This is a genomic window from Sporosarcina highlanderae (genome assembly GCF_030433715.1).
Taxonomy (GTDB): domain Bacteria; phylum Bacillota; class Bacilli; order Bacillales_A; family Planococcaceae; genus Sporosarcina; species Sporosarcina highlanderae.
In genome coordinates this window covers 1-24260 of record NZ_JAROCC010000021.1, presented here as the reverse complement: position 1 = coordinate 24260, position 24260 = coordinate 1, and the positions used below count along the sequence as shown (strand labels likewise).

Annotated in this window: 20 protein-coding genes; 2 read left to right on the top strand and 18 right to left on the bottom strand. The window is 38.7% G+C overall.

Going from position 1 to position 24260, the window contains the following annotated elements; all coding sequences use genetic code 11:
- Window positions 1-6: 6 nt before the first annotated feature.
- Both P5G49_RS17140 and P5G49_RS17135 read right to left on the bottom strand, forming a co-directional pair.
- Window positions 7-1407 carry an ICP22 family protein gene (locus P5G49_RS17140; RefSeq protein WP_301245826.1) on the bottom strand — a complete coding sequence of 467 codons (1401 nt, stop codon included), beginning with the start codon at window positions 1405-1407 and terminating at the stop codon, window positions 7-9.
- 18 nt (window positions 1408-1425) lie between these two features.
- A complete protein-coding gene (locus P5G49_RS17135; RefSeq protein ID WP_301245824.1) occupies window positions 1426-2472 on the bottom strand; it encodes a hypothetical protein in 1047 nt (348 codons plus the stop codon).
- Between the two features lie 385 nt (window positions 2473-2857).
- On the opposite strand from P5G49_RS17135, the gene P5G49_RS17130 reads away from it, so the two are divergent.
- Window positions 2858-3253, top strand: a complete 396-nt coding sequence (locus P5G49_RS17130; protein ID WP_301245822.1) for a VOC family protein — start codon at window positions 2858-2860, stop codon at window positions 3251-3253.
- A gap of 257 nt (window positions 3254-3510) precedes the next feature.
- Here the strand turns inward: P5G49_RS17130 and P5G49_RS17125 are convergent, their stop codons facing one another.
- On the bottom strand, window positions 3511-4923 hold the full coding sequence (locus P5G49_RS17125) for an NAD-dependent succinate-semialdehyde dehydrogenase (protein WP_301245839.1): 1413 nt from the start codon (window positions 4921-4923) through the stop codon (window positions 3511-3513).
- Window positions 4924-5054: 131 nt separating this feature from the next.
- Between P5G49_RS17125 and P5G49_RS17120 the strand changes: the two genes are divergently transcribed.
- On the top strand, window positions 5055-5921 hold the full coding sequence (locus tag P5G49_RS17120; RefSeq protein WP_301245820.1) for a LysR family transcriptional regulator: 867 nt from the start codon (window positions 5055-5057) through the stop codon (window positions 5919-5921).
- Window positions 5922-5973: 52 nt separating this feature from the next.
- On the opposite strand, the gene P5G49_RS17115 is transcribed toward P5G49_RS17120, so the two are convergent.
- From P5G49_RS17115 to P5G49_RS17045, 15 genes are all read right to left on the bottom strand, one after another.
- A complete protein-coding gene (locus P5G49_RS17115; RefSeq protein ID WP_301245818.1) occupies window positions 5974-7209 on the bottom strand; it encodes a M20 family metallo-hydrolase in 1236 nt (411 codons plus the stop codon).
- Between the two features lie 33 nt (window positions 7210-7242).
- Window positions 7243-8571: a GntT/GntP/DsdX family permease gene (locus P5G49_RS17110; protein WP_301245816.1), complete on the bottom strand. Its 1329-nt coding sequence runs from the start codon at window positions 8569-8571 to the stop codon at window positions 7243-7245.
- 47 nt (window positions 8572-8618) lie between these two features.
- Window positions 8619-9854: a Zn-dependent hydrolase gene (locus tag P5G49_RS17105; RefSeq protein ID WP_301245814.1), complete on the bottom strand. Its 1236-nt coding sequence runs from the start codon at window positions 9852-9854 to the stop codon at window positions 8619-8621.
- Between the two features lie 406 nt (window positions 9855-10260).
- Complete coding sequence (locus P5G49_RS17100) at window positions 10261-10767, bottom strand: U32 family peptidase (RefSeq protein WP_301245812.1); 507 nt, start codon at window positions 10765-10767, stop codon at window positions 10261-10263.
- Between the two features lie 529 nt (window positions 10768-11296).
- The gene (locus tag P5G49_RS17095) at window positions 11297-12193 is read right to left on the bottom strand and encodes an HNH endonuclease (RefSeq protein WP_301245810.1); all 897 of its coding nucleotides are present in this window, start codon (window positions 12191-12193) and stop codon (window positions 11297-11299) included.
- A gap of 369 nt (window positions 12194-12562) precedes the next feature.
- Window positions 12563-13588, bottom strand: a complete 1026-nt coding sequence (locus tag P5G49_RS17090) for a TRAP transporter substrate-binding protein (protein WP_301245808.1) — start codon at window positions 13586-13588, stop codon at window positions 12563-12565.
- A 140-nt stretch (window positions 13589-13728) separates the two neighbouring features.
- Window positions 13729-15006 (bottom strand): TRAP transporter large permease, encoded by a 1278-nt coding sequence (locus P5G49_RS17085; RefSeq protein WP_301245806.1) that lies wholly within the window; start codon window positions 15004-15006, stop codon window positions 13729-13731.
- Complete coding sequence (locus tag P5G49_RS17080; RefSeq protein WP_301245805.1) at window positions 15003-15506, bottom strand: TRAP transporter small permease; 504 nt, start codon at window positions 15504-15506, stop codon at window positions 15003-15005. The genes P5G49_RS17085 and P5G49_RS17080 overlap by 4 nt, the downstream gene beginning before the upstream one ends.
- A gap of 36 nt (window positions 15507-15542) precedes the next feature.
- On the bottom strand, window positions 15543-16301 hold the full coding sequence (locus P5G49_RS17075; protein ID WP_301245802.1) for an SDR family NAD(P)-dependent oxidoreductase: 759 nt from the start codon (window positions 16299-16301) through the stop codon (window positions 15543-15545).
- A gap of 39 nt (window positions 16302-16340) precedes the next feature.
- Complete coding sequence (locus tag P5G49_RS17070) at window positions 16341-17153, bottom strand: sugar phosphate isomerase/epimerase family protein (protein WP_301245801.1); 813 nt, start codon at window positions 17151-17153, stop codon at window positions 16341-16343.
- Window positions 17154-17180: 27 nt separating this feature from the next.
- A complete protein-coding gene (locus P5G49_RS17065; RefSeq protein ID WP_301245798.1) occupies window positions 17181-18602 on the bottom strand; it encodes an aldehyde dehydrogenase family protein in 1422 nt (473 codons plus the stop codon).
- A 208-nt stretch (window positions 18603-18810) separates the two neighbouring features.
- A complete protein-coding gene (locus tag P5G49_RS17060) occupies window positions 18811-19872 on the bottom strand; it encodes a zinc-dependent alcohol dehydrogenase (RefSeq protein ID WP_301245796.1) in 1062 nt (353 codons plus the stop codon).
- Window positions 19873-19884: 12 nt separating this feature from the next.
- Window positions 19885-21672 (bottom strand): thiamine pyrophosphate-binding protein, encoded by a 1788-nt coding sequence (locus tag P5G49_RS17055; RefSeq protein WP_301245794.1) that lies wholly within the window; start codon window positions 21670-21672, stop codon window positions 19885-19887.
- 13 nt (window positions 21673-21685) lie between these two features.
- A complete protein-coding gene (locus P5G49_RS17050) occupies window positions 21686-22480 on the bottom strand; it encodes an IclR family transcriptional regulator (protein ID WP_301245792.1) in 795 nt (264 codons plus the stop codon).
- 387 nt (window positions 22481-22867) lie between these two features.
- Window positions 22868-23551 carry a hypothetical protein gene (locus tag P5G49_RS17045; protein ID WP_301245790.1) on the bottom strand — a complete coding sequence of 228 codons (684 nt, stop codon included), beginning with the start codon at window positions 23549-23551 and terminating at the stop codon, window positions 22868-22870.
- Window positions 23552-24260 lie beyond the last annotated feature (709 nt).

Sequence of the window (24260 nt, the reverse complement as noted above, 5' to 3'; positions counted from 1 at the left end):
CCGCTTTCACGCTGCCGACATTTTCGACTTTCCGAATCGCCTCATTGCAAACCCCATTACTATGAGCAAAAACGCAACGAATGCCAACCGTTTCCCGTCCCAAAAACCGCCTGTTTTCGGCAATGAAGAATTCGGATTTGCATCGTTCATGGCAAAGGCATTCATCACACTTGCTTGCCTTTCCGAAGCGGCTGCATTAGCCCCAGGAATTTCGCTAGACTCTCCTGCTTTAACACCGGAATCTGCATCAACCTCACCCGACAAGCCATTATCTGCCGTTGCATCCTGGTCCGGGTCAGTCACCGTTTCATTTTCGCCTGCATTATTATTCGTCGTCCCATCTTCTTCATTAGCAAATCCGTCTCCTGAATCTCCTTCATTTGCAGGCGGTGTCGTTGTTCCTTGATCCTCTTCACCTTGGTCTGAATTAGTATCATCGGCCCCTTCCGAGCCATCCGGGACATCACTTTCTTCAGCTGGAGCAGTGACATCTGATTCTTCATCCATTCCAAACTGGCGTTGGCGATTTAATACAACTACTGAAACTCCAGCCTCTTCAGCCATTCCAAGATTCACTCCAACCCCGCTGCTCTCTACCGAACCTCCGTCCTCGGTCGCTTCCAATTCCAGAACGAGTATTCCGACTGATGCATCCTCAAGCAAGCCTTCAGCCAAATCCGCTTGGATCAAACCCGACGAAAACGACTCGCTCCCTTCATCAGCCGCCACATGCCTATCCAACACACCGACATGAGTTTCGCCCAACAACGGTGCGTCCTCACCATTCACTTCGATAAGTCCACCGTCGAAAGAGTTGTCTGTTCTGTCAATCAAAGCCAAGTCCACATTCAAATCGTCTGCTACCGGAGAATCAAGTTCGACAGAAGAAAGTGAAGCCTTCGTTCCCGTCTCAGATTCCTCACGCTTCAGAACCGATACGCCCAAATCACCCAAAACACCTTCTTCATTATCAGCAGAAACATCAACGACAGCGGATTTCCCTTTATTAATAGAAGATCCTTCCGCTTTCTCAGTCACCAATACGTCGACAGACGCATCATGCGTCACTGATGACTCTACCTCGACTGTTACCATGGATGCTTTTGAATCATCTTTCTCCAACACCGAAACATCAACATCATCCACAACACCGTCATTTACATTGAGCGACAACAATGCATCAGACTCTTCATCCGTTTCGGAAGAAGTATTCACATTGACTTCTCCGACTAATAGCTCATCCAAAACTTCCACATCAAGCACTAACGATTTTTCGTCCTCTGTGTTAAAAACATTTACCTCAACAACCGAATCACCCTCTGCTGACGCGGCATTTCCCGGCAATAAAACAAGCGCAACACTTAAACCGAACGTTAAAACCCCAACATTTTTCAACTGATTTTTCATTTCGTTTCCTCTCCTTTTTTACTTTTTAATTTGTAAAAAAGGGGAAAATTGGGGCGGTTGTCCAGGAGGCGCGTGTACCCACTGGATTCTCATATGTTCATCGGAATGAACCCACTGCCTACCCGTCAAATCATGTTGAAACGCAAGCACCTCAACGATTCCAGGCAAGACATCGGAATTCCCTACATGACCTACAACAGGGGAACCATTCCCTGTTGCACCCGTTGTTGTGACCGCAAGCGGAATTCCGTCCCACATCGCGTTTGATCGAATCGGAACAGCGGGGGCGGTGGCTTCCTGATCAACTGGCCCTTCCACTTTTGCAACATTAACAGTTTGATTCACAGTACTGACAGCTGTTTGGAAAGGCGCATTGTTCGAATCAAAACTGAATCCTTCATCTATTAGTGGTTCAATAAACTCCAAAGCTTTTAGGGAGTCATTCGTTGAAAGTTGGTCATCATCCAACACAACCTCAATATTTTCAATAGCATCAGGCTGTGCATCACGGGAAGGGGCATCGTTATTTTGCAGATCTACCGGTGGTTCATTCTCATTAACCAGATCGAATGAATCACCTACCTCTTTAACAGCATCCTTCACAGGTTTCGTAGTCTGGTTTACAACCTTACCCACTTCATCAAGTACAGGCTTGACTACTGGATTCTCAGGCAATTTATTCAAATTTACCGTAACTCCTGAAGCAGCCTTTCGAACAGTTTCCTTAGACTCTTCAACAACAGGCACGACATTGTCGGCAGTTTTTCCGACTAAGTCAACCGTTTGACTAACAACCTTGGAAGCTAATTGCTCCTTAGAAGTGTCGATAAGCGTATCAACCGTATCACCGGTAAACGAAGCTGTATCATTGACAGTTTCATTGACTCCCTCGACAGCCGAATCCACAACTCCTCCAACCGATTCAGATACCGTCGAATCAACACCTTCCACTACTTCAGATAAAAGGCCCTTACTCTTCGCGTCCCCTCCTTCCGCATGCGCAACAACATTCGGTGCAATAAACACACAGAAAAAGAGGCCACAACATAGGGTTACCCACCTCACATAATGTCACCTCCTTTAGACCCATAAAGTAGAGTCAAAATACTCTTACTACTTATCATGTACCCAGATGAAAGGGAGGTAAACATATAGAATTGTAAAGGTACCTGTGCACGAAACATTCACGATAATTCAACCAATTTGAATAAAAATACACTGTCTTGAAATAAAACTTGAATCTACTGCTTTCTATATTTATTTTTATACAATTGTAGTGTATTTACTGAATAGTTTGATGCACAGGTACCCAAAAGAAAAAAGCTGCATTTGCTCTGCCCCTTCCCCGCCTCCCAATCACTATTTACACAACTAAAATAGTAGTGATATAATTAATCGAATAAGTAAAATCATTCTAACTTTAGTTCACAGAAAACGGGAGGTAGAAGTTATGGGGAGATTAGTTCATTTCGAGATCCACGTCGATGACATGGAGCGTGCAAAGGTGTTTTATGGAGAAGTTTTCGGATGGTCATTCCAAGATTGGAGCGATTTTGCAGGGATGCCTTACTTTGGAGCAGTGACAGGGGATGATAGCGAACCTGGCATTAATGGTGCGTTGATGCAACGGCAAAGTGCGCCACCTGAAGTAGGACAAGCCATGAACGGCTTCGCTTGTACAATGGGTGTGGAGAATTACGATGCAACTGAAGAGAAGATTTTAGCGAATGGCGGCACGGTCGCTATGCCAAAATACGCCCTGCCAGGCATGGCGTGGCAAGGGTATTATATCGACACAGAAGGCAATGTGTTCGGAATTCATCAACCTGACGAGAATGCCAAGTGAAGATATAAAAATTAAAGCTGTCACAGGAAGTCGTTTACTGACGTTTCTGGACAGCTTTTTCTATCGTTAGTAATTGTAAAGGTACCTGTGCACGAAACATTCATGACAATTCAACCAATTTGTATAAAAATACAAAGTATTGGAATAGTTATCGAATCCACAACTCCCTAAGTCTATTTTTATGCAATTGTAGTGTATTTACTGAATAGTTCGCTGCACAGGTACCTGAAAAAGGGCACCAAAAAGACTAACACTCTTCAAATCCCAATCGAAATATATTTAACCTCTAAGAACTCGCTGATTCCGTAATGACCGCCTTCGCGACCTAAGCCACTTTCTTTGAATCCGCCAAATGGGGCTTGGGCTATTGAAGGGGCTCCATCGTTGAGACCTACGATACCGAATTCCAGTCGCTCGCTCAGGCGGAGGGCTTTGCTGAGGTTTTCTGTAAATAAATAAGCTGCTAAGCCGTAGGGGGTAGCATTGGCTCTTCGTATCACTTCATCTTCATCTCTGAAAGTTGCAATGGATGCGACAGGACCAAAAACTTCTTCGCTCATGCAAAGCATCTCATCGTTGACATTCGCGATTACGGTTGGCATCATGAAGAATCCTTTTTCGATGTCAACAACGTCTCCCCCTAAGAGAACCTCTCCACCTTTATCTCTTGCATCATTGACTAAGGACTTTACCTTTTCAACCGCACTTAAGTTAATGAGGGGACCAATGTCTGTTGTTCGGTCAATTCCTACTCCAACTTTCAAGCCTTTTATAGCTTCTACAAGTTTCTCTGTGAAAGCCTTCTCCATTGATTCATGGACATAAATTCTATTCGTACATACGCAGGTTTGACCGGCATTTCTGAATTTCGAAGCCATTACTCCTTCAATTGTCTTTGTTAGGTCTGCGTCTTCCATGACAATGAAAGGTGCATTTCCTCCTAATTCCAAGGAAACAAGCTTTACTGTATCCGCAGCGCTACGCATCAAGTGCTTGCCAACCTTTGTAGACCCAGTAAACGTTATTTTTCTCACTCGATCATCTTTCAACCAAGCATCGCCAATCTCCTGCGGGTGTCCTGTCACGACATTAATGACGCCTGCCGGAATTTCAGCCCTCTCTGCCAGCTCCGCTAGTTTAAGAGCTGTTAATGGAGTTGCTTCGGCCGGTTTAATGACGACTGTACACCCTGCAGCTAAGGCTGGGGCTACTTTCCGAGTAATCATAGCCGCAGGAAAATTCCAAGGCGTAATTGCAGCAACAACCCCTACCGGCTGTTTTTGAACTAAAATTCGTTTATTTTCATGTGAGGAAGGAATAATTTCTCCGTAAACTCTTTTTCCTTCCTCGGCATACCAGCTAATAAAGCTATTCGCGTAATGCACCTCGTTAAGTGCCTCTTTAAATGGTTTCCCCTGCTCCAATGTCATAATTTCGGCAAGTTCTTCCGCTTCAGTTTCAATAAGACGGAACCAGTTGGCTAATAGTTTCCCACGCTTTTCAGCTGTCAATTTGGACCAAGTCTCGAACGCATTATATGCCGCTTCGACGGCATGACAAGCTTCCTTTTCTCCTCCTTTTGCCACCATTGCAATTACTTCTTCATTAGCTGGATTTATGACTTCGAATTGCTCTAACTGCTCACCGATCCATTCACCGTTTATATACATTTTATGTGTTTTAATGGAGAACACCTCTCTCTGAGTATTTATACACCGGCTATTATAATTGCTCATTTTGTACTATAATAGAGTTAATTCCATGATTTAAAAATCGTCTGATTAAGAGAGGAAGTTAGTAAATGGAAATCCGTCACTTAAAATCCTTCAAAACTGTTGTTGACCTAGGAGGGTTTGGACGTGCTGCTGAACATTTGAATTACGCCCAGTCCTCCATCACTGCTCATATTCAGGCCATCGAAAAAACGTTAGGTTATCCTTTATTTAATAGACTTGGTAATAATTACGTCTTAACCGAAGCAGGAGAAAGGTTCTTACCTAAAGCAACGGAAATATTAAGGATTTACGAACTTTCTATTGAGAATTTTAATGAAAGCGATACACCAACCGGCAGTTTGACAATTGGTGCACCTGAATCCCTAACCGTCTACCGACTTCTCCCTGTCATAAAAGAGTACAATCAACTCTATCCAAATGTGGATATTTTCTTAAAATCAGCAAATGGTGATGTCCTATGTGATTACTTACGAAATGGAGAAATTGATGTTGCTATTCTGTTAGAAAATCATAACAGTAACCATTCGGATCTCATTATTAAAACATTAAGCTATGAACCTATGTCTTTAGTTAAATCTCCTTCCAATATTGAGAATGAAGGAGAAACCATTTTATTTACACAGCCTGGATGCGGCTATCGGTCCACTTTTGAGAATTACTTAGATACAAATAATATCCTTCAAAAATCCGCGCTTGAATTCAGCGGCATTGAAGCGATAAAACAATTATTAATTAATGGGACAGGCATGTCATTGCTACCGAGTTTTGCTGTTAAAGCAGAGGTTGAAGCAGGACAGTTAAAAGCCACTCAGCTTAAAGACCATACAACCACGACTCTATTGGCTTACCACAAAAATAAATGGGTATCCCCAGCATTAGAGGTATTTATAAATTTATTAAAAGAGCAAAGAAAAGAAGTCAGTATTAGTTAGCTAATCAAGATATAAAACCATCCTCTACGAAAGAATGGTTTTATATCTTTTTTTATTTAGATAAAGAAATAACTGTCTGTAGGAGAACGTTTGCCACTTTTTCTATATCTTCGTAAGACGTATATTCCTCTTCACAGTGACTTAACCCGTCTTTACTTGGTGCAAAGATCATTGCTGTGTTCGTGATATCTTGCATGAATTTAGCATCATGCAATGCTGGGGCCGTTATATATTGATAGGAATAACTCAATGAGTTCACAGACTTTTCGATTTCGTCTAAAATTTCCTTAGAGAAGTAGGTTCCACTAGCAACCCATGTTTGCCTGAAATCCACTTCCACTTTTCTTCGGGAAGCCACTTCATTAATTTTTGACTTGATCACCTCAATAGCTTCGTCCTTCGTATGGTCGTCAATGTGGCGAACGTCAAAGGTGAACTCTACTGATTCAGCAGTAATGCTTTCTACCGATGGCTTCACATCGAACACACCTAAAGATGTTGATAGATCCTTATAGCTCTTTGCAGTTTCGTCAATAGCCAATGCAATTTCAGAAGCCGCCATCAGAGCATCCTTTCTGTGGCTATTGGGAAATGCACCATGGCTTGATTTCCCTTTAACGATAACCCGATGTCTTTTCGAGCCTTTCACACCTTGAACGATTCCAATACTTTTTTGATTCTCTTCCAAAAATGGTCCTTGTTCAATATGGGTTTCAATAAAATAGTCAACGTTCGAAGGTCGATTTTCAATTTCACCCATGTAGCCGCTTTCTTTTAAGCTTTGCTCAAACGTGATGCCATCTTTGTCCCTAAGGTTATAGATTTCAGTTTTGTCATAGTTGCCTGTAACGACACCTGATCCTTGCATTGGTGGAGTAAAACGTTCTCCCTCTTCATTTGTAAAGTTTACAATCTCGATAGGCCTCTCCGTTTCAATATTCAAGTCATTCAACGTACGAATGACTTCTAATGAAGTAAGAACACCCATAATCCCATCAAAGCGCCCGCCCTTAGGCAACGTATCCAAATGAGAACCGATCATGATGGATTTCGCATCTTTGTTTTTACCTTCCCGACGTCCATAGATGTTCCCAAGATCATCATACTTGACTGATAAATTGGCTTCTTTTAGCCACTTAACAAACACATCCCGGATTTCTATATCTTCTTTCGTAAGGGCCAGTCGAGTAATCCCACCGCCTTCAGTAGCCCCAATGCTCGAGCTGACGTCAAAAGTAGACTTTAATCTTTCTAAATTAATTGCAGGATTTAGCTTCGTATCATTCATCTTCCTCATCCCTTCTATCTAAGTAGTTACTGACTATACCATAATTAAAGTGAAAACAAAGACTAATAGTAGTGCAGCTACGGTAGCCACAATTCCAAAGATAATCATGTTCTTTAAATCCTTTGAACGTGCAATCCCCATTGCACCAAGAGTATCACCAACAGGATACAAATACTCTGTCATTTGAGAACCGACCAATAATACCATTAACCAAACCGTCATAGGAATACCGACGCCGCTTACGACGCCAAGGAACATTTCATTCAAGATGGTCATCTGCGCAACTGAAGAACCAGGAATTCCTGCCACTCCAAGGATTGTTATCATGTTAAGAAGCGCCTTATTGCCTCCACTGTCTACTAACGGCATTAATAGGTTTGCCAATGCTTCAAACCCGCCAAGCTTCTCAATGTAATAAATGAAAGGAGTGAACAGCACGAATTGGAAAAACAGCCATACTAAAGGTTTTGCTCCTTCAAAGAACGTTTCAACCAGTTCATTTAACGATAATCTGCCAGCAATTCCTGTAGTGATTGACGTTACAAGAATAATTACAATGGCAAAAGTAGATCCGCCTTCAGTTAGTACTCCGTACACAATTAGGCCTAATAGTGTTACTAAAAATGCCCAGGTGGCTTGTGTGGATATTTTCCTCTTCTTCTCGATCTCTTTTTCCGTTAGCCCTTCGTCACCCTTATCAATATCAATAAGATCCTCCGCCGTGTAAGCGTTCTCTTTCAACGTTTTAGCTAACACCTTTTTTGTATAGAAAAAGGTAACAGTCCAGACAACTACAGCAAGTGGAATACTGGCAAATATCAATATTTGCTGATATGAAAGGCCTGTAAGCTCCATTAGTGTTACCATAGGTGGAGTGAATGGTCCTAAAAAGAGTCCAGTAGTTCCTGCCCCTTGGAAAATGATTGCTACAACACTTGGCGATAGCCCTGCAGCCGCCACTATCGGAATAATAACTGGGGCTAAAACTGCATTTGCACCAGCCAAAGTTCCTAAAAGACCGCTAAGTAAAGCCGAACAAACCATAGTACCGATGATCGCTTTAGTAGGCGTGTTAATCTTTATTTTGACCATTATAAATCGAACAAGGTTCTTGGCTGCGCCTGTTTTTTCAGCTATTTTCCCAAGCCCTGCTCCAGCCATGATAATTAAACCGATATACCCTAAGAAGGAACTTAAACCGTTCCGGATAGAAGAACCTACCCCAACTAAATTATCTCCACTCATAATAGCCCCTACAATGATAGCTATAGAGATTGCTACTACAGGATGACGATTTCTAAACGCTAATACAACAAATATAATGAGTGGAACTAATCCCCATAATGTTGGTGCCTGAAACATAAACTTCCTCCTTGACCCTTTTTTAAAATGCAGCCCAAATCTATTTTTTAATCTTTGTTTTGGATTTCCGCTAATTTAAGAACCGCATTAAATAATACATTTGCACCTTTCTCAATATCTTCCCACTCTGTCTTCTCGTGTGGCAGATGGCTGATTCCCCCTACACTAGGAATGAAGATCATCGCGGTAGGACATAAATTATTCATATAAGTTGAGATATGTCCGGCACCGCTTATCATCCGTTTGGATGGATACCCTAATTCATCTACGGCCTCTGCCAAAGCTTCAATTACCTTGGGAGAAAAGTTAGTAGGTTCAAATTTCATCAGTTCTGTTATTTCAAACTCGACTGTATCATTATCCGCTATTGTTCGGATACAATCTTTTATCATTTGAACACCGGCTTGTTGTTTCTCCGGATCTTCATCTCGGATATCGACGGTAAATCGAACTTCTCCAGGAATTGAATTCACATGCCCCGGTTTGACTTCCACGATTCCCACCGTAGTAATCGCATTTTCACCAACTTTTGATGCCAACTTTTCTATTTCCACTATCATTCTTGCGGCACTACTTAAGGCATCTTTTCTTAAATACATTGGAGTTGGTCCAGATGTATTTGTTTCCCCGGTAACTGTGACCGACAACCAAGTAAACCCTAAGATTCCCTCAACGATTCCTATAGGGATTTCCTCTTTATCCAAAACCGGCCCTTGCTCGATATGCAGTTCAATAAAAGCTTCTGCCGCTTTCAAGCGATTCTTTCTATCTCCTAAATAATCAATTCCCTTTAATTCATCTATAAATGTCTTTCCAACATTATCTTTTTCGTTATAGATGGATGTCAGATCATAATCATTTGAAAGTACTCCACTTCCGCCCATTAGCGATTCAAACCTAACTCCTTCTTCATTAGTGAAGTTACCAATCTCAATGGGTCTTCTTGTCGAAATAGAATAGTCGGAAAGTGTATGTATTATTTCTAAACCTGTTATAATTCCCAAAACCCCATCGTATTTACCGCCATCTTCAATGGAATCCAAATGGGACCCAATGACAATCGGATCGGCTTCTGGATCAGTCCCCTCCTTACGCCCATAAATATTTCCAACATCATCGAAACGTACCTTTAGGCCAGCGTCCTTTAACCATTTCACAAAAAGATCCCTTGCTTCTTTATCCCCCGAAGAAAGAGCAAGTCGTGAAACCCCGCCATTTTCTGTTTTTCCCACTTCCGACATCTCATCGAAATATCTTTGTAGTCTTTTTATATTGATTTTCATGGTGTCCTCCTTTCAATGATTAACCCAATTATAAGTGGATTTCCTCTATTTTGTGAAATTGATATAACTGAAATGTCGTTTCAGTATTATTGAAACCAATAAAAAAAGTCCAATCCCCCGTGCGGAATTGGACTTTTTTTTGAATACCTTTAATTGTGAAGGTGCCTGTGCACGAAACATTCATGATAATTCAAACAATTTGTATAAAAATACATTACTCAACAATAAATTTCGAACCTGTAGTTCCATCGGTTCATATTTATGCAATTGTAGTGTATTAACTGAATTCAACCACGCACAGGTACCTTAAAAGAAATCCAACCACGCACAGGTACCTTAAAAGTAAAAGTATCAGAAACAAAAAAACCATTCGCAAGAATCCCCCCCTGCAAATGGTTTAATTTTCTTATTTAGGTATTCCCAAGTCTAAAGGGGCGGTGGATGACTCGATTGCTTCTGGATAATAACGTGCTATCATTTCTCTACTTAACTGTAGTCTTCTAACTCTTTCTTTAGCTAGGTTAATATTTAATTGTTCAAGATGTTTTCCAGTTGGGTATACATCTTGATGGTTCCTCATCCCCATTTTCAAATAAACCGGGGAGAGTACTCGTATCATTTCAGGGATTTCATAATAGCGTAAAAACCCGCCTAATGCATCAGGGGTTTCTACGTATAAATCAAATGGAACATCAACAGCTTGACGGATTTCATATAGCTTTTCAATCGACAAACTAGACGGTACATTAATAGTAGAAGCCCCAAGATCAACAAGTAATTTTGCTGTTACAGGGTTGGTCACCATTAACTGCGCAGATATCTTAAATACAAACTCTTTTGGAATTACGCCTTGACTTTTTAATTCATTTGCTACGGATAAAAGACCTTCATCAGCTATTAATGCACCTCTCAAACCTAATTCAACACCCCTTAAAAGGTCTTCGATTAAGCAAGGGGAGAAGAAATCGACTTCATAATGTATTCCACCTTTAAATTGTATTTACTATTTATACAATTCCATTAAGGGGTAGAAATACCTCTTAATATCGGTACTTTTATATTTCTTTTTCGGTTCTTCACCGCCTTCTTAACTTCGTGGACTATTAACTTCAGCAATTTCACGGATAAAGCAATTCTGGAAAGTAGTGCCACTTCATATCAAGTCTGGAGAAAAGCCTATAGATTTATAGAGAAGAATCCCGATTTGCTAACGGAACACCCTTGTTCGGAAGCGGATACGAATTCCTCTTACATCAAGAAGAGCAGATTTATTAATTCCTGAAATGCTCGAAAAGTCGGCATTCACAAAAGGCAAAAGCTGGCGTTCTTGAACACTTTCTCGCCAGTATATACGAAAAAGCCCAACAGATTGATGTTTCAATAAACCGTTGGGCACAAATTTTAAATTTCTTGTTGAATTAGTCGATAAATTCCCTTACGACTCACCTAAACTCACTACCCCCACCCCAAATCGCCCTTCCACCTGTATGGCCGGTCATGCTATGAACATCTTCCTTCACAAGCTGTATTCTTCCCGGCTCTTCGTGATGATGCCAATCATAACCTTCCGGTGTAACGGAGGATTTCAAGTTCTCAATGTCCTGTTCGTTGAATCCAAGCTGATCGGGTAATGCAGGGTTATCCTGAATCGCTTCGTAAAGCTGCATGTTCGCGATTCCGATATGTACTGTATCCGACATAAGATATGTTTCTTCCGGCAAGGTTGCCTCGAATTGTGATTCAAAGACCGGGAAAACTCCTTCAATTACAGTGCCATCGGTCTGAATAGAGATATTCTTCTCAAACTGGACATTAGATACTTCATGCGCAGCTCCATCCAAATGTCCATTTCGGGTATCTAATACTTCAGCATGAACGGTATTATCGTCTACAAGAATATCAATAATACCCACACCCAATGCACCAACAGTTGCAACCTTCCCTACCTTTTTCATTCCTTGAATGATTAGTTCCTTGTCCTGGAATGCAGCGCCTTTGATTGTCTGTCCTAATGCCTCGCCAGTGTAGACAATTCCGTTACCGATTCCCTTAACCGTGTTTTTTGATGAAGCCTTAATATCATCCCAGCCCTCTCCAAGCCGCTTGGGATCTTTAGTTACCGCCCCATATATCCCATTAGCTGCACCGTCTGCGAAATGAGCAGTATTGGAGATGACCTTGGCGGAAGAGTCAACCACGCTATTTCCTACGTCTTTTATATAAGCCCCAATCTCAGGCGATTTTGTGGATACGATGGAACTTGCAACATGAACCCCGCCCTTTATGATTCCCCCTGCTATTAGATTTACGCCGTTTCCGACAGTGCGGAATACTTTCATATGAATCCCCCTTGTTTCCTTTTATACATTATTCGACAAATGAAAATGTAATTCCTTCTTACTATGTAAAGGTACCTGTACAAGAAACATTCATGACAATTCAACCAATTCGAATAAAAATACGGAGTTATGAAATAAACTTTAATTTCATAACTCCGCATATCTATATTTATGCAATCGTAGTGTATATACTGAATAGTTTGCTGCACAGGTACCTAAAAACAGCTACCTAAAAACGTAACCAAACACAACCACTTTCGCGTACTGAACCGCTCCCTTTAAATCCATCAAAAATCACTAGCTAAATCGCAGTACGGAATAAGACTTTTTATTTAAGAATATGCACTCGCTAAAAAAATCACCCTATTATTACTTTAAATCACGTACTCTTTCAATAAGGTTTGGTGCCCATTGACTTTTCAACTTTTCTTCTACACCACTAGCATGATACTTGTCCCTGAAAAGAGACTTATCAACTTCTACAATAGTCATTCCTTTTTCTTGTAATTTTTGTTTATAATCTTCCTGAGAATCCTTTACTAATTGATTCTGATATTCAGTCGCTTCAGCTACAGCTTCGTCAAACTGTTTACGAATATCTTCAGGAAAGCTCTCATATACATCATTATTTATTAAGAATACCCAAGGTGAGTAGGTATGCTCTGTCAACATTAAGTGACTTTGAACTTCATGAAAATTTGAAGTGTAGATAAGATCCAATGGATTTTCCTGTCCGTCTACCCCTCCCTGTTGTAAAGTTATGAATAGTTCGCCGAAATCAATAGGTGTTGGATTTGCACCGATACCCTCCCAAGCCTTGACAACTAAAGGAATTGTCGGTACACGTAACTTCATGCCTTTCATATCATCTGGTGATGTAATTTCTTTATTTGCAGTTAGATTACGTGCTCCCCTATGCCAAACGGCTAACATTCTTGAATTAGCTACATTCAAAAATTCTTGATTGATTTCATCCCCAATTTCACTTTTGTAAACACGATCCATATGTTCTATATTATCAAATAGGAATGGTAGTACTAAGCCCTGATATTTTGGTATATAAGATCCAAACGCACCATCACCCGGAATAACAATATCGATTGCCCCAAGACCGGTATTTTCCACCATGTCAATTTCGCTTCCCAACTGTGCACTTGGAAATACTTCAACCGTTACTTTTCCACCCGTTTTCTCTTCTACTAATTCTTTAAACTTCTTAGCTCCTTTGTCCACTTCGCTATTTACGGTAACATTATGCCCTAACTTCAATTTATATATATTACCTACAGAATCGGCAGATGCATTGTTATTTGAGGGTTCCCCACCTCTACAAGCTGAAAGTAACAAAAGAGCCACCAATAAAACGAGCATAGAACCAAACTTTTTGTTAAACATTTTCTTCTCCCCTTATGAACTATTTTTTTTAAGAACCACTTTACCGAATTTCGCGTTTTACCAGAATTTCAAATTAAACTTTCTTATTAATTCACATATGTGTCACTGTCCTATCTTTTCAACAGCCTCACCTACAATTCTCACTTCGTTAGTCCAGGTAACCAGGTACTGAGGGATGGAACAAAGCTAATTATCAATAAGTTTATAATCAGTAAAACCAAGAATGGCAAAACTCCCTTTGTTACTTCCTCTAAAGATAGATTTGCAATCTTACAAGATATAAACAAGTTTACTCCAACAGGTGGGGTTACCATTCCTATTGCTAAGTTGACTATCATGATCATTCCGAAATGAATTGGATCTATACCAAAAAGAACCGCAATAGGAAGGAATATTGGTGCTAAAATCAGAATAGCTGCACTAGCTTCAAAGAACATACCTACAATTAGCAAGAGAAGATTTACCATTAATAAAAATACTATCGGACTTTCAGTAAATTCCGTTATAAATGTAGCTGCCTTTTGAGGAACCATGTTCCGAGTTAAGAACCAGCTAAACACACCTGCTGCTGAAATAATCACCATAATGACCGAAGTAGTAATCGCTGATTCTCCAAATACCTTTATTAAAGATTTAAATTCTAATTCCCTATAAACGAAAAGACCAATGATTAGTGCATAGACAACTGCTATGGCTGCAGCCTCGGTAGGAGTAAAATAACCGCCATAGATTCCGCCCAAAATTATAAACGGCATTAATATGGCGAAAAACGAATTATAAATCGCTTTGAATTTTACTCTCCAAGTGGTTTTTTCAATATCCCCTCCATACCCTTTTATTTTAGATACTACAAAAACGAAAAGGATTAAACTTAGACCTAACATTATTCCAGGCAAAATACCAGCTATAAACAAAGACCCAATCGAGGTTCCAGTAACCACTCCATATAAAATCATAGGTATACTTGGAGGTATTATTGCACTCAATTCACCCGAAACAGCTAAGGTTCCAGCTGCAAAACGGGGCTTGTACCCTTTTTGAATCATTGCTGGAATTAAAATTGCTCCAATGGCAGCAACCGTCGCAGCACTTGAACCAGATAATGCTCCGAAAAACATGGAAGCTAAAACTGCAACTGCCGCATATCCACCTGCTGTATGTCCAACAAATGCTGTAGCTAAATCTATAAGCCTTTTAGAAATGCCACCGTTCTCCATGAGTTTCCCTGCTAATATAAACAAAGGAATTGCTAATAATGGAAATGAATTTAAAGAAGCAAACATCCTTTGGGCTGTAACCTCCATGGGAATATCAGTGAAAAAGTAAACTATAATTATTGTCGCACCGGAGATGGCAAATGCGACGGGAACTCCTAAGAATAGAAGAAGAAACAGTAGTATGATTAGTAACCAAGTCATATTAGCTCACTCTCCTTTTCCAACTTAAAAAGGAGTTCAAATAAGATTACTAATGTGTTTAAAAATGTGAGGAATGATCCTACTGGTACTGATGCGTATGGTACCCACATTGGAATACCAAGTGCGGTGGATCCCTGATTCGCCGAATTCATACTTAAATTCACACCTAAGTAGGTTAGGTACAACATGAACATACCTGTAAATATCAAGGTGATAATCATTAATGTTTTTTTAACTTTTAAAGGTACGTATTGTATAACTACTTCCACAGCAATCAAAGCTTTTTGTCTCGTGGCTACAGCTACACCCAAGAACACTGTCCAGATAATTGCGAAACGGGCAGCCTCTTCTGTCCAATGTAAAGACGCTTTTACTACATATCTAGTAAGTACTTGAGCCAATAACGATAAAAACATAACACCTAATAAAATCGCTATAAGCCACATCAGTATTTTATTAATCTTATCCATAGCACTCACGTACGATTTAATAACTCTCATTTGTTCAACTCCTTTTTTACATTGGTACCACCCTTTTTAAGCAGTAATAACTCCTCCATCTACAAAAATAGTTTGTCCAGTTATATAATCGGAGGCTGAAGAAATTAGAAATAATAAAGTACCTATTAAATCATCAGAAGATCCGAAGTCTCCCAATGGAATACTATTAACTACATCTCCATAAATAATTGGATCATTTCTCATATCCTCGTTCATTCTTGTACTAATATAGCCGGGTGCAATCGCATTAACCCTGATGTTAGATGCCCCTAACTCCCTAGCTAAGGTACGTGTAAAATGTTCTATAGAAGCTTTTGAAGTGCAATATGCTAACCTTAAATCCATTGCTTTTCGCCCTGCTATTGAAGATACATTAATAATTTTGCCCGACCTTTGATTTACCATTTCTTCCGCAAAATACTTAGAACACAAGAATGTACCTTTAACATTGACATCCATAACTCGGTCCCATTCCGTTCCATCCATCTCGGCAATTGTTTTTCTTTGCACCACTCCGGCATTATTTACTAAATAATCTACTCTGCCATGTTCTATCACTATTTTTTTCACCCAATTTGAAACTTCAAATTCTGAAGTCACATTTACGACATCCCCAAAAATATGACCAAATTCTTTTAAATTCCCTATTGCTAATTGCACTTCATTTTCATTTATATCGCATATTATTACTTTAAGATTTTGTTTTAAAAGAGCCTTGGCGTATTCATAACCTAAGCCATTAGCACCTCCAGTGACAACCGCCGTAGTGCCATTAATCCGGAAATAGTCATTCATAAAATCGCCTCTTCCAACTAGTCAATATATATCCTTCAGTTAGTATTCGATTTTCCAGTTTTGAGATATTAAATTATCTATACTTTTTAGTAGTCCTTCTTTAGCTTGAGGATGGATAATTTCTAAAATACATACGCCTTTATAGTGGATGACTTCTAAAGCTGTGTATACGCTTTCAAAGTCAACATCCCCTGTACCGATTACATCATGCGCCCATTTAGTTTGAGTTGTATCTGATAAATGAACCAGTTTAATTTTGTCGTTGAGCATTTTTATACCCTCCACTGGATTCTCAACCATAAACCCATTAGCCACATCATATATAACACCAAGGTTTTCACTATTAATTTCTTCAATTACATACTTTATTTGTTCTGAGCTCTGTAAAAATAACGAAGGTATATTTTCAATTAACATAGTTACATTGTTTTGTGCAGCATACTCTACCAAACTCTCAATATGAGGTTTCGTTATTCCCCATATCCATTCAAAATCCGGAGGAAGTAAAGGGTGTAACCTTCCTGGGGGCATAACAATGTAAGGTATATCTGTATTCTTTGCTAAATTTATCAGTTTTTTATACTGATTTTCACTAAATTCCCGCATTTCCTTGAAAGGACTTGCTAAATTAATATCCTGCCCTGGAAGGTTTAATGAATGAATATTGATATTAAAATTCTTTTTCAATGAATTAATCTTATCTGCTTTCATAATTTCATCCGAATGAAGGGGGAAAAAGGGTGGGGAGGTTAAAATCTCCACTTGCTTAAACCCTATTTGGTTAATTTCCTCAAAAGCCTCTTCTATTGTGGCTGTCCACAAAAATGGATAAGTATTTATACCGAGTTTCAAAATCTCTCCCCCTTAATAAATATTCTATTAGATTAAGTTCATTTGAATAATTTTCGTTTCAGTCATTTCTTCAATTGCATATTTCGGCCCTTCTCTACCAATACCGCTAGATTTAACGCCACCATATGGCATTGCATCAAATCGAGTATTAGATGTCTCATTAATGTTAACGCCACCGACATCTAATTTTTTTGCTACCTTCATTGCCAAATTCAAATCATTCGTAAACACTCCTGCTTGTAAACCATACTCAGAATCATTCACTAAATTGATGGCTTCATCTATATTTTCATATTTAACAATGCTTAAAAGCGGACCAAAAACCTCTTGGCAGACTACTTTCATTTCTTGCTTTGCATCTGCAATTAACGTAGGTTGAAACAGCGTTCCAGATCGCTCCCCGCCTGTAACAATACGGGCACCTTTATCTTTAGCTTCTTTAATCCAGTTTTCTAAATCCCGTGCTTTTCTTTCATCAATAAGAGGGCCCACATCCGTGTCTTTTTCAAAAGGGTTACCTACTTTCAATTTAAGGATTTCTTCCTTCAAACGTGTCTCCAACTCGTTAGCAATGGTGCTATCGGCGTAAATTCGTTGTAAGGAAACACATACTTGTCCCGCTTTTCTAAATGCTGCTTTTACTATGATTGGTACTGCTAAATCTAAATCTACGTCCTTTGCCACTATAGTGGCAGAGTTATTCCCAAGTTCTAAGGCAACCCTTCTTAAACCGGAATTGGTTTTTATAATTTCCCCTACTTTGGTAGAACCGGTAAATGTATAAAAGTTAATATCTTTATTTGATAGAAGCCAGCCACCCACTTCAGCTTCGCCAAAAACTACATTAACATGTTTTTTAGGCAGTCCCGCCTCATGTAGTATTTCAATTACCTTGATTGCAGATAACGGTGTTTGGCTAGAAGGTTTTAAAACAACTGTATTGCCAGCAGCAATTGCCGGGGCAACCTTATGAACCACATTATTAAAAGGTGCATTGAAAGGTGTAATAGCACATACCACCCCTACCGGGACTCGCATTGTAAATGCAATTCTGTTTTCCATACCGGGATTAGCATTTGCAGGTAAAACCTCTCCAGTAATTCTTTTTGCCTCCTCGGCAGAGAGTATAAATGTTTGAATGGCCCTTTCAATTTCCCCGACTGCATCTTTAAAAGTCATACCTGACTCTTTTACCATTATTTCAGCAATTCCTTCTTTATATTCTCTGGTTAATTGAGAAGCCTTTAGCAAAATACTGTATCTTTCGTATGGGGATAGTTCAATCTTATTAAACTGTTCTTTGGCACTTTGTACAGCTAAATTAACTTGAGATTCATTAGCCTCATAAACTTTTCCTATAACGTCCCCTGTGTATTTGTTGGTTAAAATACGTTCATTTTCACTCTTTTCAAGTAAACCACCAATAATCATACAAGCGTTTGTATCCAACTGAATACCTCCTTTAAAAAGTGGTCTGGAATGGTTTCATCTGTTATAAAGGTGCAAAACTAAAAACTGTTATAATAAAACATTTCAATTTTCGACAAAACGGGGTACACTGTGTAGTTTGTGGATTACTTCGAGTACCCCATAATCCTTATATGGTTTTTTTGTTCGCTAAATTTAGTTTATTTATTCTGAATCCGAGGAGTAATGATCATCCTTTGAGATGTGGCTCTATAATTACCTTAAGACATTTTCGTTCAGCAATTAGATTAATAGCCTCATTGATCTGATTCATGCCAAATCTATGCGTTACCAGCTTCTCCAAATCCGAAGATATTGTATGGATTAAATCCATAGTTACATCCCAGGTTTTCAATGTGTATGCTCTACATCCAATTAATTGCTTTTCGGAAAACAACAATTTAGTTGTATCAATAGGTGTAGTTGACGCCGCAATTCCTATTAATGCAACTTTACCTGTAGGCTTAACAAGTTCAATAGAAAGATTAATAGACTCATTGGTTCCAGCTGCTTCAAATACTACGTCTACTTCCTTTCTACCAATAACTTCAAAGATCGCATCTTGTGGATTTTCATTCTCAATATTTATCACTTTCGCTCCCATACTACGAGCAAGATTTAAACGCTCCTTATCCTGTGAGAGGCCTGTCACAAAAATATGACTATAACCTGCAGCCTTGCAGGTTAAATATTGAAGAAGGCCTATCGTCCCCGCCCCGATAATTACTGCAGTTTTATTCTCTGAAGAGTGCACTTTTTCTAATGCATGAACTGCTACAGACATCGGCTCCGCTAAACTTCCTAAATATGAGGGAAACCCATGAGGCAATTTAAAGACATTCATTGCTCTAACATTAATGTATTCAACAAGCCCACCATTTGCATGACATCCTAGTATCGGTCTGTTTCGGCAAATATTTTGGTTCCCCTCTAAACACATGTCACAACTATTACAAGACATATGCGGATTGACAGCGACATGATCACCTACTTTTAGTTGCTCAACAGATGATCCAACTTTTACTATAGTCCCTGAAAATTCATGACCAGGAGTGAATGGGAAATTGGGATTATACTCCCGTGCCACATTCTCTGTCCATTTATAAATTGATAAATCAGTTCCACATATTCCAACCGACTCCACTTTAATAGTTACTTCCTGTTCTAAAGGATTACTTGGTAAAGGAACAGAAGTAAGTTCAAAAGGCTCTTTTTGTGGACGTGCTTTAATAACTGCCATCATTTTATTCATCGTATTGACCCCTTATTTAGCAAGAAAATTTGGTTCAGGATGTGGGAAAGGAGGTAAAGACCATGTACCAGTACCTGGCGGTTTAATATCTCTTGCCACCTCAACCTCAATCAAATATGGCTTGTTCAATTTAATAGCTTCCTGAACTGCTTCAGAAATTTCATCAGCTTGCGTGACTTTTTTAGAATCGACCCCATACGATTTTGCTAATGCAACAAAATCAGGATTATATAATTCTTCTGTTTCATCTATTTTGAAGCTCGTAGCTAGTTCTCTACCTCCGAAGTAACCATGCTGAAGATCTCTAATTGATCCGTATGCGTAGTTGTTCCATACTACCCAAACTACAGGGATGTTATATTCTTTGGCAGTAGCTAAAATGTGTCCATGCATGATGAATGAGCCGTCACCAACTATAGCCACACATGCTGATTCTGGAGAAGCCAATTTCGCACCCAGTATTCCACAAGTTGCTAATCCCATACTTGCGAAACCCCATGACTGTAACAGCTTTTGTGGAGAGTAAGTGTCCCAATATTGAACGACCCAGTTATGGTGAACTCCTACATCCACTCCTAAAATTCCATCCTCTGGTAGAGCCTTTCTTACTTCGTGTACTAATCTTGCTGGATGAACAGGTGTGCCATTTTCATTGAATGATTCTTCTACGTGCTTTTTCCATATTTTTTTATATGATTTAATTTCTTCTATCCATACAGAATAGTCTGGTGCAACTTCAGCAAATTCTTCTTTTGCTTTATCTAAAATTTGTTGGGCCACAGTTCTGGCATCTCCTATTACTCCAAGATGAACTGGATAGTTCTTGCCAATTTCATGTCCACTGATATCTACATGAACTAATTTAGTCTTCGACATATCGTAAGTATAGCCATCTAACCAAGCACTAGTTACTCTATCGTCAAAACTTGACCCAAAAGCAATTAGTACATCACAATTTTTTCCTGCTTCATTTGCGGCATATGTTCCGTTTCTTCCGCAAGCTCCGAGACTTAACTCTTTACGCTCATCAATGATACCTTTTCCTTGTGGTGTAGTATGAACTGGGATGTTTAGGTAATCTGACAGTTCTGTAATAACCTCAGATGCATGAGATAATATCGCTCCATTACCTGCAGCGATTAGAGGACGCTTTGCCTCTTTTAACAATTGTAAAATCTGGTCTATTACTTGATCATTTGTTCCAGACCGTTGATTGATTGCCTCTATTTGATGGGAAGCAATAACATCTACCTCCATCTCTTCAACAAACACATTGAGTGGTACATCAAGATGAACAGGTCCTGGAGTTCCTGTTTCCATTTCTTTAAACCCTTGACGTACTGCAAGCGGAACCATCTCAACGCGCATAGGTTGATAACTTCTCTTTACATAAGGCTTTACTACGGAAGGAAAGTCCCCTTGGAAAAACCTACCTGTTTCCTGAAATGGACTTCTATTAAATTGCGTCGTAGGAACATTGCCAGTAATAGCAAAATATGCTGACGAGTCCATAATAGCTGCACCTAATGTTACAGGTAAGTTTGCTGATCCAGGGCCGCATGATGTAAAAGTTGCAACCGGTTTATGGCTAATTCGATAATAAGCATCTGCCATAAAACCGGCAGCGCTTTCATGGCGCACCGAAATTGTCTTTATTTTATCGGAGTTTTTCACCAAACTATCAAGCAACCCAACATTTCCATGTCCACATAAACCAAATGCATACGGAACTTTTTCCTCTATCAAATAATCTACGATAATATCCGCACCATTTTTCTTCACTTTTTTTACACTACTCATTTCTACTCCTCCTTCATTGAACTAACATGCTTGGGACAAACCCCATTCTTCTCGAAATTTGATCTACTGCTTCTTTTAATTCAGTTACTAAAACCTCTTTATTTTGAATAATTCTCTCTATAGGTCCTGAAACACAAATTGCAGCTACTGCCTTACCTTCATAGTTATAAATAGGAGCAGCGTAGCAGCCTAATCCTTTTTCAAATTCTTCATTATCCATTGCATAACCATTTATTCTTACCTTATCTAATTCGGATATATAGTCTATTGGATCGGTTATTGTATTTTCTGTCATTTTACGCATCCCATATTCTTCAAGTATGTTAGTCACCTGATGTTGTGGGAAACCCGATAAAATTGCTTTTCCTAATCCAGTTGAATGAACGTCTCTCCTTGATCCTAATTGACTGTTCATCAAAATCGATCTTGTTCCTTCTTTTTTGTATAGATAAATAATCTGACCTTCGTTATAAACACCTAAAAATGTGGTCTCTTCAGTTTTTGATGCAAGTTCCTTCAAGTAAGGAATAGTAACTTCTACAATATTCATGTTTGATAAGGCATTCATACTCATGGTTATAGCTGTCAGCCCTATCGAATATTTTTCAGTGGCATTTTCAAATTCTATGTAATCCCTTTGAGTTAACGTCTCCAAAATACGGAACGCAGTAGTCTTAGGGATATTTAATTCTTTTGAAAGCTCACTTAAGCTAGCGCCACTTCTTTTAGTAGATAAATAATCCAAAATCATCAATACTCTATCAACACTTGAAAGAGTTTCTTTAACCTCCGAATTACTTTTTTTCATTTTCTTCCTCCTTTCAGATTGATGTTCCGATTATTATTAACTTGTTTGATAAAACGGAACGGTGTTCCTATTTAGAATTTACACAACAATAACGATATAGTCAATATATTTTTTGTTTTTTGCTTTTTTACTTAAATAATCTTCAACTAAAATGTTTTATATTCGGTAAAACTGACATAATCGAAAATGAAGTTAATAATTTGCTGGAAAAACGGATTTGCCTTTACCAGAAGCCTTTGTATAATTAGGTGAATTATTTTTCGCATCAAAAAAGCTCAGATTTATTCTGAGCTTTTTTAAGGGTCTTTTCCTTTTCATTTCATGCAATTGTATTTATTTAACCTGAACTCACCCATGCACAACTAATCTCGATTTCCGATTAGAAGACTAAGCGCGTCTACAAGCTTTATAGTATTCTGTAATGAATTGAAGTCTTTGATCATACTCTGTCACCTCTTTGCATGTTCTTTCTTCTAAGAAGTAGTGACATTCTGTAATAGCATCTATAAAACGTAAAATACTTTCCTTAGTCAAATTTCCTTTAATAACATTAAAATCGCGGAAATCGGTTGGTTTAAAATGAATAAAAGTATTCCTCATTTTTATCATCTGTTTTATAGTACTCCAACTGTTCTGCTCAGTGAATGAGTCTCCTGTCATCATCTTTAATAACCAGTCAAGTTTATCTTGATTGGACAACTTGGCTAAAATATTATTGGACTGTTTATGGGAAAACTCATATATAAATCTAAGTTCTTGATTAAACCAGTGATTTATTGCTGACTCGAAAGTAGCTACCGCCTTGAATAAAAATAAATCTATATACTCGTTAAGTTCTGGTTCCTGGAGACTGTTTATCGCACTTAATAATTTCATTTTATTCGCATTAAAATCGTCAATCACTACCATCACATATTTCTGATCCAATATAGATTCTTCATCCAATTTTTTCATCACTATGTCAGCAGCTTTCGCTGGCTGATTCATAAACAATCCATCTATATCATAGTGAACTAACAGCCAGGGAAACAATTTTTCCAAAAGCCCAATCACTTGCTTTGATAGACTCACTTTAATCCTCCAATCCTATGTTTGCTGTGGGAATCAAGGTTATTTGTTCAAGTCTCTATTTAATTAAGGTCTTTTAGAATTAAAGACAATACAGGCTAATAATAATGCCTGTCAAAACCGAACCTACATTTATATAAAATAGATTGTCCCACAAAGTTAAGATATGAGAAGATCATTGAACTTATTACGAAAAAGGCAAGCACCAAATAGCCGCCGGACTTAATCTACCAATTAGTAATTCATTAACTGCAATGCAGATAAACATCATGAATATGGTTTATTTCATTTAATTTCAATTCCCATGAACGTTTTTAAAAAAATACGTATACATATCTCGAGCGTCCACCTCGCAACAATAAATACCTAATCACTCATCCGAACGCATAAAAGTAAGGCCAGCTATGAAAATAGCTGACCTTATTGTAAAGGTACCTGTGCACGAAACATTCATGACAATTCAACCAATCTGAATAAAAATACAGAGTTATGAAATAAATCTTAATTTCATAACTCTGACAGTCTATATTTATACAATTGTAGTGAATAAACTGAATTCAACCATGCACAGGTACCTCTCACTAGCGTTGCATAGCAAGAAATAATAGGAAAATAATACATTTTATTCAAATAAACTGCTTGAATAAAAACAAAAAAGCTCCTAATGTAGATAGAGAACGACGACTAAATCAGTTCCCTACACTACAAAAGG